A 12035-nucleotide genomic window follows, 5' to 3' on the forward strand; every position below is an offset into this window, starting at 1 on the left:
CGCGCCACCGCGCGCGGCGCAGCCGGCCGCCACCACGATCGCCACGCCCAGCGCGATGAGGCGGAACGAGTCGATGTCGTCGAGCATCTTGGGCAGCAGCACGATGATGGACGCGCCCAGCAGCGCGCCGGTGCGGCTCTTGCGCCCGCCCATGATGATGGCGAGCAGGAACAGGATGGTGAGCTCGAAGTTGTAGGTATTGGGCGAGATGTACTGTTCCGAGTAGCCGTACAGCGCGCCCGCCAGCCCGGCAAAGCCGGCGCTGATGACGAAGGCGTAGACCTTGTGCCGGTACACCGACACGCCCATGCAGTCCGACGCGATGGGACTGTCGCGCAGCGCCTCGAAAGACCGTCCCAGGTGCGACTTGAGAATGCGGTGCACCACGATGAGCGCAAGCACCATCAGCGCGGCCACCAGCCAGAAGTACTCGCTCTTGGTGAGCACGTGGCCGGCGATGGAGGGCTTGGGGATCTTGATGCCCAGCGGACCTTCGGTAAGAAAGGTCATCTCGTTGATGAGGATCTGGATGATGGTGCCGAAGGCCAGCGTGACCATGGCCAGGTACGGTCCCGTGACGCGCAGCGCGGGCAGCGCCAGCACCGCGCCGAAGGCGGCCGCGATGAGAATGGCCGCCGGCAGCGTGACCCAGATCGGCAGGTGCAGGTGGAAGAACAGCACGCCCGCCACGTACGAGCCGATGCCGAACAGCCCCGCATGGCCGAGCGACACCTGGCCGGTATAGCCCACCACGATGTCGAGCCCGAACAGCAGGATCGCATAGATCATGATGGTTTCGATGAGGTGCAGGTAATAGGTGTTGGTGACGCCCAGGGGCACGGCGGCCAGGCAGGCGATGGCGGCGACGGAAAGCGCGATACGCAGGGATTTCATGGCTTACACCTTCTTGATCGCGGTCTTGCCGAACAGGCCGGCGGGCTTGAAGGTCAGCACCAGCAGCAGCAGCACCAGCCCCGGCACGTCCTTGTAGCCGGTGGAGAGATAAAAGCCGGTGGTGGTTTCGGCAATGCCCAGGATCAGTCCGCCCACGACCACGCCCAGCCCGCTGGACAGGCCGCCGATGATCGCCACCGCGAAGGCTTTCAGGCCCAGCACCGCGCCCATGGTGGCGCCCGTGAGCGTGAGCGGCGCCACCAGCACGCCGGCGAAGGCGGCGGTAAGCGAGGACAGCGCATACGAAAAGGTAATGACCAGCCCGGTGTTGATGCCCATGAGGCCGGCGGCGTCCCGGTCGTTGGAGGTGGCCACGAAGGCCTTGCCGTAGATGGACTTGCGGTTGAACAGCTCGACCAGCAGCATCATCGCCAGCGCGCCGAACACCACCAGCAGTTCCATGGGCAGCACATTGGCGCCGAAGAGCTTGATGGGAGACTCGGGCAGCGGCGACGGAAACCGCAGGTCGTCGCGGCCCCAGACGTTCTCGGCCACGTTCTTGAAGATGATGCCCAGCGCGATGGTGGCCATGATCCAGCCGAACTCCGAACGCGTCTTGATCGCGGGGCGCACGCCCACGCGTTCGACCAGCGCGCCCTGCGCCAGGCCGAACAGGCAGACGAGCGGGATCATCAGCCAGTAGTTCACGCCCAGGCCCACGAGCGTCAGGCCGACCAGCGCGCCCAGCATGAGGGACTCGCCCTGGCCGAAATTCAGCGTGCCGGACGTGGCGAAGGTGAGCTGGTACCCGAACGCGATGACGGCATAGATCATGCCCAGCGCGATACCGCTATAGATGAGCTGTAGAAGAATCATGGTGTGTGTTCGTGACGCCGGCATTCCGCTCCATGCTGCACGGGCGGAACGCGGTGTTCAGTTGTCCAAGGCGCAGCGCGCCACCTGCATTGCATGCAACGGGCATGACCCGATCGGCCGGGCCGGTGCGCCGCGCCCAAGGGAAGGACCGTCCGACCGCGGCCACACGGCTGCGCCGTCGCAGCGTCTTTCCTTCAAGGCGAAACGCCACCGTCCGGCAGGGCCGCCCCGAACCCAGGTCGTCGGGCGGTTCCGGCTACGCCGGTCCGCCTGCGGCGCTTGGGGCGGGCTCCTACTGCGCCTTGACCACTCTGCCGCCCTTGACCTCGCCGATCACCACTTCCTTGACGGTGATGGCGTCATGGTTGTCGCGCGTGAACGGTTTGTTGTAGGTCATCACCACGCCTTCGACGGGTGTCTGCAGATTTTCGAGGGCTTCGCGGATCTTCGGGCCTTCGGTGGAGTTGGCCTGCTTGATGGCGGCGGCCAGCAGATAGATCGAGTCATAGCCCTGCGCGGCCGACACGGGAGAGTCGATGCGGTTGTTCTTGGGCTTGAACTTCGCCAGGTAGGCGTCGATAAAGGCCTTGCGCCTGGGCGTGTCGGGCTCCTGGATGAAGGTCTGCGGCATGCGCGCGCCTTCGCCGTTGGCGCCGGAATTGTCGATGTAGTTGGCCATGGACAGCGTCCAGCTCCCGATCATGGGAACCTTCCAGCCCAGCTTGGCCATGCCGTTGGCGATCTGCGCCAGCTCGGGGCCGATGCCGTAGGTGAGGATCGCCTCCGCGCCCGCTTCCTTGGCCTTGAGGAGCTGCGCCGTCATGTCCACGTCCTTGATGTTGAACTTCTCCACGGCCAGGGCCTTGACGCCCTTGGCCGCCAGCGCCTTTTCCAGGTCTTCGCGGCCCAGCTGGCCGTAATTGGTAGAGTCCGCCAGAATGGCCACCTTCTTGTAGCCGCGCCGCGTGATGGCCTCTTCGACGATCATGGGCGCCTGGATGCTGTCCTTGGCGGAATTGCGGAAGACGTAGTTCTCGGGATACTCCGGCGCCTTGAACTGTTCGGTGATGACGGTGCCGGTCGCCACGTTGTTGAAGACGGGGATCTTCGCGTCCTGGTAGAAGCGCTGCGAAGCCAGGGCCACGCCGGTGTTGATGTAGCCCACCGTGGCCACCACCTGCTCCTTGTTGATCAGCTCCTGAGCGATCTGCACGCCGCGCTCGTTCTTGGCTTCGTCGTCGCGCTCCACCGCCACAAGCTTGCGACCCAGCACGCCGCCGTTCTTGTTGATTTCCTCGATGGCCAGGCGCACGCCGTCGCGCATGCTGACGCCCATGGACGAGGATCCCCCGGTGTACGGCCCGGATACGCCGATCTTGATGGCGTCGGCGGCGTGCGACGCGGCCGACACGGCAAAGATCAGGGTTCCTGCAAGCAGCTTCAAACGAAAATCCATTGATGTCTCCGTTGTCTTGGTGGAACTGCATGGAAAACCGGATGCCGGCGCCTGGCGGCGTGTTGCGGTGTTGGCGCTCCTCCTGTTGCTGCGAACAGTGACTGTCGGCTCCGTCACTTACGCGAATCTGACCGCGGGGCGCTTGTCGGTATAAATCCCTAGTTAATGGACACCGGCATGCCTGTCATTGCTGCGCCGCAAAAGAAAAAGCGCCTGCTCCCCGGGGGAGAGGCGCTTCGGCGCGGCAGGCGGCGGGCAGGCGGGCGGCTTCAGACGCCCTTGAGCGCCAGGCTCGCGGCCAGCGAGGCCATTACGACGGCGATCACGCCGTCCAGCACGCGCCAGGCCAGCGCGCTGGAAAAGAATGGGGCGAACAGCCGCGAGCCGATGCCCAGCACGCCAGCCAGAGCAGGCTGGCCGTCAGCGCGCCGGCCGCGAATGCCATGCGCGCGTCGTCGAAACCGTGGGCCAGCGAGCCCAGACCACCATGTCCAGCCAGGTGCGGGTTCAGCAGCGAAAACCCCAGCGCGCCCAGTATGGCTGCGCGGCGCGACGGCACCACGTCGCGCGCGGCGGCCAGCCCGCCCTGCGCGCGCCAGCGCGCGCGCCGACTGCAGCGCGGTACCAGGAGAGAAAGGCCACGCCGAACCACAGCACGGCGGTCGTGAGCCAGGGAAACCACTGGGTGAGCGCCTGCAGGCCCGACACGCTGGCGAAGATGAATACGGCGTCGATCAGGGCGCATACCGCCATCACGCTCAGCAGGTGGGCGCGCATGAGGCCCTGGCGCAGGATGAACGCGCTCTGCGCGCCCACGACGGCGAACAGCCCCAGTCCGGTGGCGGTGCCGCTGGCCCAGGCGGTAACGAATAGGGGGGAGGAAAGCGTGGCGAACATGACTGGGTACAACCTGTTGTGTGTGCGAAACCCGGCGCGGCGCGCCTGCGGAAATGCCGGCCGCCGCGGGTTGCGCGGCGGCCTGGCAGTATTGTGGCTTGCATGCGATATGAAATAAAGCTAATTTTCCTTAGCTATATTAAGCAAAACTAATCATCGGGAACGGGAGCGCATACGCATGAGAATCGACCATGGCAACCTGCGCGCGCTGGCGGCGGTGGTGCGCGAAGGCAGCTTCGAGCGCGCCGCCGTGGCGCTGAACGTCACGCCGTCGGCCGTGTCGCAGCGGATCAAGTCGCTCGAAGACCGCATGGGGCGCCTGCTGGTTCAGCGCACCGTGCCGGCGGCGGCCACGGCCGACGGCCAGGTGCTGGTGCAGCTGGCCGAGCAGACCGCGCTGCTGGAGCACGAAGCGCTCAACCGCCTGGGCGTCGCCGACGACGAGGTTCCGCACGCCAGCATTCCGGTGGCGGTCAACCACGACAGCCTGGAAACCTGGTTCGTGGAGGCCGCGCTGCTCTTCTCGGCGCGCACCCGCGCCACGCTGGACATGCGGCCCGAAGACCAGGACCACACGGCGGCGTGCTGCGCAACGGCGACGGTGCTGGGCGCGGTGACCACGCTGGCCGACGCGGTGCAGGGCTGCCGCATCCACGCGCTGGGCAGCATGCGCTATGTGGCGACCTGCACGCCGGCGTTCCATGCGCGCTATTTCGCGCAGGGCGTGAGCGCCGCGACGCTGGCCCGCGCGCCGGTGCTGGTGTTCAACCGCAAGGACGCCCTGCAGGCCCGTTTCGCGCACCGCATCGCCGGCCGCGAAGCCTGGCAGCCGCCAGTGTGGTGGGTGCCTTCCACGCGGGCGTTCGTGCAGGCCACGCTGGGCGGGCTGGGCTGGACCATGAATCCCCTGCCGCTGGTCCAGGAACACCTGGACGCGGGCCGCCTGGTGCTGCTGCGGAGCCGGGCGTGGGAAGATGTGCCGCTCTACTGGCAGCATTGGCGGGTAAACTCCGAGGCGATGGAAGCCCTGACCGAGTCGGTCCTGTCAGCCGCCCGCAGCCTGGTCCGGCGGCGCCAGCGTCTGTTCCCAGGCCCTGTTCACAAGGAGGATGTCTCATGAAATTCCGCACCTGCGCCGCCATCGCGGCGTTTGGCCTTTGCGCGGCCGGATCGGTCTGGGCCGGCGACTACAAGGTGGGCCAGATCGAGGTGGACGATCTCTGGGTGCGCGCCTCGGCGCCTGGCCAGACCAACGGCGCGGGCTACCTGGATATCGACAACGATGCCAAGACGCCCGACCGGCTGCTGTCGGTGACCTCCAGCGCGGCCGAGCGCGTCGAGCTGCACACCGTGCAGACGGAGAACGGGGTGGCCCGGATGCGCCAGGTCGACGGCGGCATCGCCGTGCCGGCCGACGGCGAGGTGAAGCTGCGCCCGGGCGGCTACCACGTCATGTTCATCAAGCTGAAGGCGCCCTTCGCCGAGGGCGGCACCGTGCCGGCCACGCTCAAGTTCGAGCGGGCCGGCGAAGTGGCCGTGCAGTTCAAAGTGAAGCCGGCGGGCCACATGCCCGGCATGGACCATGGCCACGGCGGGATGAAGCACTGAGCCGGCTCCGCCCCGCCGCGGGCGGTTCCGTCAGTACAGCCCTTGCTGCCGCATCGCGTCGGCCACCTTCACGAAGCCCGCGATGTTGGCGCCGTCCAGGTAGTTCACGTATTCGCGCTCGGTGTGGCCGTGGCGCACGCAGTTTTCGTGGATGTCGCGCATGATGGCGTGCAGGCGCGCGTCCACTTCCTCGCGCGTCCACGACAGGCGCGCCGCGTTCTGGCTCATTTCCAGGCCCGACACGGCCACGCCGCCCGCATTGCTGGCCTTGCCGGGCGCGTACAGCACGCGCGCGGCGATGAAGGCCTTGGCGGCCTCGAGGGTGGCCGGCATGTTGGCGCCTTCGGCCACGCACAGCACGCCGTTCTTGATGAGCGTCTGGGCGTCGGACAGCTCCAGCTCGTTCTGCGTGGCGCAGGGCAGCGCCACGTCCACCGGCACGTGCCAGGGCCGCTTGCCCGCTTCGTAGGGCAGCCCGAACTCGCGCGCATAGGTATCCAGGCGCCCGCGCAGGTCGTTCTTGATGTGCATGAGGGCGACCAGCTTTTCGTGGGTGAAGCCGGCCTCGTCCACCACGGTGCCGCCGGAGTCGGACACGGTGACCACGCGCGCGCCCAGCGCCATGGCCTTTTCGATGGCGTACTGGGCCACGTTGCCCGAACCCGATACCGATACGCGCAGCCCGTCGAAAGAACGGCCGACGCGCTTGAGCATTTCTTCGGCGAAGTACACCGTGCCGTAGCCGGTGGCTTCCGGGCGGATCAGGCTGCCGCCGAAGGTCAGGCCCTTGCCGGTGAATACGCTGGCCGTGGAGTTGGACAGCTTTTTCATCATGCCGGCCATGAAGCCCACTTCGCGCGCGCCCACGCCGATGTCGCCGGCCGGCACGTCGGTGTCCGGACCGAGGTGGCGATAGAGCTCGATCATCAGCGCCTGGCAGAAGCGCATCACCTCGGCGTCGGACTTGCCCTTGGGATCGAAATCCGAGCCGCCCTTGCCGCCGCCCATGGGCAGGGTGGTGAGGGAGTTCTTCAGCGTTTGCTCGAACGCCAGGAATTTCAGGATGGACAGGTTCACCGAGGGGTGAAAGCGCATGCCGCCCTTGAACGGGCCGATGGCGGAGTTGTGCTGGATGCGGAAGGCGCGGTTGACCCGGGCCTGGCCCCGGTCGTCGGTCCAGCAGACGCGGAACTGGATCACCCGTTCGGGCTCGACCAGCCGCTCCAGCAGGGCCTGCTCCGCATAGTGGGGATGCTTTTCGATGAAAGGCCAGAGGCTCATCATGACCTCCTGCACGGCCTGCATGAATTCCGGCTGCTGCGGATCGCGCGCGGCCACGCCACGCAGGAAGTCGTCCAGGCTCTGCACTTTCAACATCCTCTCCTTGGGTGCCCCGGATGGGGGCAAAAAATGCGCCGGATCAGGGCGCCTATATTCGTTTTGGTGCAGATGACGCACCGTCGTGGTGCGGAATTGTAGGATCAAAATGTTGCCCTGCGCAAAATAGGAAAATGCTCCAGGGCATTGATATACAAGGAAAAATTTTGCTATTTAAATGGGGTCGTATTAACGTGGAACGGATGGCGGCTCCCCCGTATCTACCGGCCCCGTTTCGGTAAACCCAGCAAAATTGCCGGCTTCAGACATGTCCCCAATAAATTGGGCCGTGTGAAACGGGGGCGGGACGAGGCCGCCCCTTGCCGGTTTGGCAGGCAGTCCCCGCTTTTCCCAGCCCTGCGGGGTGTTTGGGCTTATGTTACGTCCCTTATTTATTGGGGCGCTTGCGCAACGCTCGCGATCACGACAGCGTGGCGTCGTAGTCGATGGTAAGAGGCGCGTGGTCGGAGAAACGCTCGTCCTTGTAGATGGATGCGGTGCGCGCCCGGGCGGCGATGCCGGGGGTGGCGATCTGGTAGTCGATGCGCCACCCCACGTTCTTGGCCCAGGCCTGGCCGCGGTTGCTCCACCAGGTGTATTGCTCGGGCCGGTCGTCCAGTGTGCGGAACACGTCCACGAAACCGCGCTTGTCGAAGACCTCGCTCAGCCAGGCGCGTTCCTCGGGCAGGAAGCCCGAGTTCTTCATGTTGCCCTTCCAGTTCTTGAGGTCGATTTCCTTGTGGGCGATGTTCCAGTCGCCGCAGATGACGAATTCGCGGCCGGTCTTGCGGTGCTCGTCCATCAGGCTGTCGAGCCAGGGGCCGAAGCGGTCCAGGAAGCGGTATTTGGCCTGCTGGCGCTCGTCGCCGCTGGAGCCGGAAGGCAGGTAGGCGCTGATGACCGAGAGGCTCTTCCAGTCGGCGCGGATGATGCGGCCTTCGGGGTCGAACTCTTCGCAGCCCAGGCCCGTGTGCACGCGCTCGGCCGGGTCGCGCAGGTAGATGCCCACGCCGCTGTATCCTTTCTTGGCGGCGTGCAGGAAGTGGCCCGTGTAGCCGGGCGGATGGCGCAGCTCGTCGGTCAGGTCGGATTCGGAAATCTTGATTTCCTGCAGGCAGAGAATGTCGGCGGCGTGGGCCGCCATCCAGGGCTGCAGGCCCTTGCGGAACGCGGAGCGTATGCCATTGAGGTTGATCGAGGTGATGCGCAGCACAGCGGGACTCCTGTAAAACCGGCGGGGCCTGCGGACCGGCCCCGTGCAATGGCAGGAATTTAACCGACTCGCCCCCGGCATGCGCCCGGCCGGGGGCGTGCCCGCTGCCGCGGCGCCCGGGAGGAGGCAGGCCGATGCGGGCAAGAGGCGATAAAATCCCGGGGTTTGCCCACTCCCGGACTCCGCCGCATGACCGCCTCCCAGAACTCCGCCACCTCTCTCGATTTCGTCCGTTTCGCCCTCGATGAAGGCGTGTTGCGGTTCGGCAGCTTCAAGGTCAAGTCGGGGCGCATCAGCCCGTATTTCTTCAACGCCGGCCTGTTCAACAGCGGCCGCTCGGTGGGCCTGCTGGCCCGGTTCTATGCCCAGGCGCTGCTGGATTCCGGCGTGGCTTTCGATATGCTGTTCGGCCCGGCCTACAAGGGCATCCCGCTGGCCACCGCCACCGCGGTCGCGCTGGCGGGCCATCCCGCCATGCAGGGCAAGAGCGACGTGCCTTTTGCCTACAACCGCAAGGAAGCCAAGGACCACGGCGAGGGCGGCACCCTGGTGGGCGCGCCGCTGGCCGGCAAGGTGGTCATCATCGACGACGTCATTACCGCGGGCACCTCGGTGCGCGAGTCGGTGGAGATCATCCGCGCTGCCGGCGCCGAGCCCGCCGCCGTGCTGATCGCCATGGACCGCATGGAGCGCGCGGGCCCGGACGACGCCCTGTCGGCGCATTCCGCCGTGCAGGACGTGGCCAAGACCTACGGCATTCCGGTGGTGTCGATCGCCTCGTTGGCTGACATTCTGGCCCTGCTGCAGGACGACGCGTCGTTCGCCGAGCACCGCGACGCGGTGCTGGCCTACCGGACGAAGTACGGGGTGTAACAGGCGTGCATCCCTGGCGCGCAAGAGGGCGGCGCGGGCAGCGGACGGCCGAACGGCGGCGCGTCCGGATCTGGAAAAATGGGCGACCGTTCGAGAAGCTGGTTGAACGAGAACACCTGGTCTTCGGAGACGCGTTGACTGCGTTCGGCGCGCAACATGCCGTTTGCAGTTCATGGCCCAAGCCCCGACCAAGAAGCGACCACGTCATTCTTGGACAAACAAAAGGCCGCGGCAAGATGCCGCGGCCTTTCGCTTCGTCTGATGCTGCCTGAACGCGTCCGTTGAAGGACGCGCTGCCCGCCCGCTCAGCCGTCCAGCTTCTGCTTCAGCAGTTCGTTGACCTGTTGCGGATTGGCCTTGCCGCGAGCGGCCTTCATGATCTGGCCCACCAGCGAGTTGAACGCCTTCTGCTTGCCGGCGCGATATTCCTCGACCACCGCGGGGTGGGCGGCCAGCACCTCGTCGATCATGGCGCCGATGGCGCCGCTGTCGCTGATCTGCTTCAGGCCGCGGGCCTCGATGATGGCGTCGGGCTGTCCGCCATGCTCGCCGGCCCACATGGCGGCGAAGACTTCGCGGGCGATCTTGTTGGAAATGGTGCCGTCGATGATGCGGCCGATGAGGGCGGCCAGCGCGGGCGCCTGAACCGGCGATTCGGCGATTTCCTTTTCTTCCTTGTTCAGGGTGGCGGCCACTTCGCCCATGATCCAGTTGGCGGCCAGCTTGGCCTGGCCGGCGGGCAGGGCATTGGCCACCGCCTCGAAGTAGGCGGCGAGGTCGCGGCTGGCGGTGAGCTGCGCCGCGTCGTAGGCCGGCAGGCCGTACTGCGATTCGTAGCGTGCGCGCATCGCGGCGGGCAGCTCGGGCATGGCGGCGCGCACCTCTTCCACCCACTCGCGCGAAATCACCAGCGGCGGCAGGTCGGGGTCGGGAAAGTAGCGGTAGTCGTGCGCGTCTTCCTTGCTGCGCATGCTGCGCGTTTCGTCGCGGTCGGCGTCGTACAGGCGGGTTTCCTGCACCACCGTGCCGCCGTCCTCGATGAGCTCGATCTGGCGGCGCGCCTCGTACTGGATGGCGCGTTCCAGGAAGCGGAACGAATTGACGTTCTTGATCTCGGTGCGGGTGCCGAACGCCTTCTGGCCCGCCGGGCGCACGGATACGTTGGCGTCGCAGCGGAACGAGCCTTCCTGCATGTTGCCGTCGCAGATGCCCAGCCACACCACCAGGCTGTGCAGGGCGCGCGCATACGCCACCGCCTCGGCGGCCGAACGCATTTCGGGCTCGGTGACGATTTCCAGCAGCGGCGTGCCGGCGCGGTTGAGGTCGATGCCGCTGGCCGGCGCGCGTTGGACAGGTTGAAGGCGTCGTGCAGCGACTTGCCCGCGTCTTCTTCCAGGTGGGCGCGGGTCAGGCGCACGGTTTTCTCTTCCTCGCCCACGAAAAAGGAGATGGCGCCGCCCACTACCACCGGCAGCTCGTACTGGCTGATCTGGTAGCCCTTGGGCAGGTCGGGGTAGAAGTAGTTCTTGCGGGCGAACACCGAGCGCGGCGCGATCTCCGCGCCCACGGCCAGGCCGAAGCGGATGGCGCGCTCGGCCGCGCCGCGGTTCATCACGGGCAGGCTGCCGGGCAGCGCCAGGTCGACCACGTTGGCCTGCGTGTTGGGCGCGGCGCCGAACCGGGTGCTGCTGCCCGAAAAAATCTTGGAGTCGGTGGAAAGCTGGGCGTGCGTTTCCAGGCCGATGACGATTTCCCAGTTCATTGTTTCTGATTCCAATCAAGAGTGCCGGGGCAGGGCGCCGCCGCCCTGCCGCCGGGCCTCGTCAACGCGGCGAGCGCTTGTGCCAGTCGGTGACCTGTTGATAGCGGTCGGCGATGGCCAGCAGGCGGCCTTCGTCGAAGTAGTTGCCGATGATCTGCAGGCCGACCGGGCGCTGATGGCCGCCGGCGCCGCCGGGCCGTCCATCTCCGCCGAAGCCGCAAGGCACGGACATGGCGGGCAGGCCGGCCAGGCTCACGCCCAGCGTGTACACGTCGGCCAGCCAGTCGGCCGTGGGATCGTCGCGGTTCTCGCCGATGTTCTTGGCCACCGTGGGCGTGACCGGCCCCATGATGACGTCGCACTGGCCGGCGAAGGCGCGCTGGAAGTCCTGGGCGATCAGGCGGCGCAGGCGCTGCGCCTGCAGGTAGTACGCGTCGTAGTAGCCGTGGGACAGCACGTAGGTGCCGATGAGGATGCGGCGCTTGACTTCGTCGCCGAAGCCCTCGGCGCGCGAGCGGCCGATCATGTCGTTCAGGTCGCCGTACCGGGCGGCGCGGTGGCCATAGCGCACGCCGTCGTAGCGCGCCAGGTTGCTGGAGGCTTCGGCGGGGGCGATGACGTAGTACGCGGGAATGGCCAGCTCGGTGCGGGGCAGCGACACCGCCACTGCGCTCGGCGCCCAGCGCCACGAATTGCGCCAGGGCGGCCTCCACGGCGGCGGCCACGTCGGGCGCCAGGCCGGCGCCGAAGTACTCGGCGGCACGCCGATGCGCAGCCCTTGAGGGGCTGGCTGCCGGCGGCGTCGAAGCCCGCCTGGGCGGCGTCGAAGGCGCGCCGCACCCGGCCGGGCTCGTTGGGCTGGCCGTCGCATTGCGTCAGGCTGGTCGCGTCGCGCGGATCGAAGCCGCTGACGAGGTCGAGGATTTCGAGCAGGTCGCGGCTGCTGGCGGCCAGCGGGCCGGCCTGGTCCAGGCTGGAGCCGAAGGCCACGATGCCGTAGCGCGACACGGTGCCGTAGGTGGGCTTGATGCCGCTCACGCCGCACAGCGCGGCGGGCTGGCGCACCGAGCCCCCGGTGT

At 67.1% G+C, this 12035-nt stretch carries 8 protein-coding genes and 3 pseudogenes; 3 read left to right on the forward strand and 8 right to left on the reverse strand.

The window, feature by feature from the left end; translation table 11 throughout:
* The 4 genes and pseudogenes from AD428_RS15085 to AD428_RS15100 all read right to left on the reverse strand — a co-directional run.
* On the reverse strand, positions 1-894 hold an 894-nt coding region (locus AD428_RS15085), incomplete at its 3' end, for a branched-chain amino acid ABC transporter permease (protein WP_160318587.1).
* 3 nt (positions 895-897) lie between these two features.
* Positions 898-1770: a branched-chain amino acid ABC transporter permease gene (locus AD428_RS15090; RefSeq protein WP_053245714.1), complete on the reverse strand. Its 873-nt coding sequence runs from the start codon at positions 1768-1770 to the stop codon at positions 898-900.
* Between the two features lie 292 nt (positions 1771-2062).
* A complete protein-coding gene (locus AD428_RS15095) occupies positions 2063-3226 on the reverse strand; it encodes an ABC transporter substrate-binding protein (protein WP_053245715.1) in 1164 nt (387 codons plus the stop codon).
* Between the two features lie 269 nt (positions 3227-3495).
* A pseudogene (locus AD428_RS15100) lies at positions 3496-4123 on the reverse strand (LysE/ArgO family amino acid transporter).
* 178 nt (positions 4124-4301) lie between these two features.
* Here AD428_RS15100 and AD428_RS15105 point away from each other — a divergent pair.
* A complete protein-coding gene (locus AD428_RS15105) occupies positions 4302-5243 on the forward strand; it encodes a LysR family transcriptional regulator ArgP (RefSeq protein WP_053245716.1) in 942 nt (313 codons plus the stop codon).
* Entirely contained in the window at positions 5240-5731 is a 492-nt protein-coding gene (locus AD428_RS15110) for a copper chaperone PCu(A)C (RefSeq protein WP_053245717.1), read from the forward strand. The genes AD428_RS15105 and AD428_RS15110 overlap by 4 nt, the downstream gene beginning before the upstream one ends.
* A 30-nt stretch (positions 5732-5761) precedes the next feature.
* Here the strand turns inward: AD428_RS15110 and gdhA are convergent, their stop codons facing one another.
* Positions 5762-7108, reverse strand: coding sequence for an NADP-specific glutamate dehydrogenase (gene gdhA / locus AD428_RS15115; RefSeq protein WP_053245718.1), 1347 nt, complete (start codon positions 7106-7108; stop codon positions 5762-5764).
* Positions 7109-7529: 421 nt separating this feature from the next.
* Positions 7530-8321, reverse strand: coding sequence for an exodeoxyribonuclease III (locus AD428_RS15120; RefSeq protein WP_053245719.1), 792 nt, complete (start codon positions 8319-8321; stop codon positions 7530-7532).
* 189 nt (positions 8322-8510) lie between these two features.
* Between AD428_RS15120 and pyrE the strand changes: the two genes are divergently transcribed.
* Positions 8511-9194 carry an orotate phosphoribosyltransferase gene (gene pyrE, locus AD428_RS15125; protein ID WP_053244889.1) on the forward strand — a complete coding sequence of 228 codons (684 nt, stop codon included), beginning with the start codon at positions 8511-8513 and terminating at the stop codon, positions 9192-9194.
* Positions 9195-9499: 305 nt separating this feature from the next.
* Here pyrE and gatB read toward each other — a convergent pair.
* Positions 9500-10956, reverse strand: a pseudogene (gatB, locus tag AD428_RS15130) (Asp-tRNA(Asn)/Glu-tRNA(Gln) amidotransferase subunit GatB).
* A gap of 61 nt (positions 10957-11017) precedes the next feature.
* Positions 11018-12035, reverse strand: a pseudogene (locus tag AD428_RS15135) (amidase family protein); the annotation flags it as partial.

This window comes from Achromobacter sp. DMS1 (assembly GCF_001270295.1).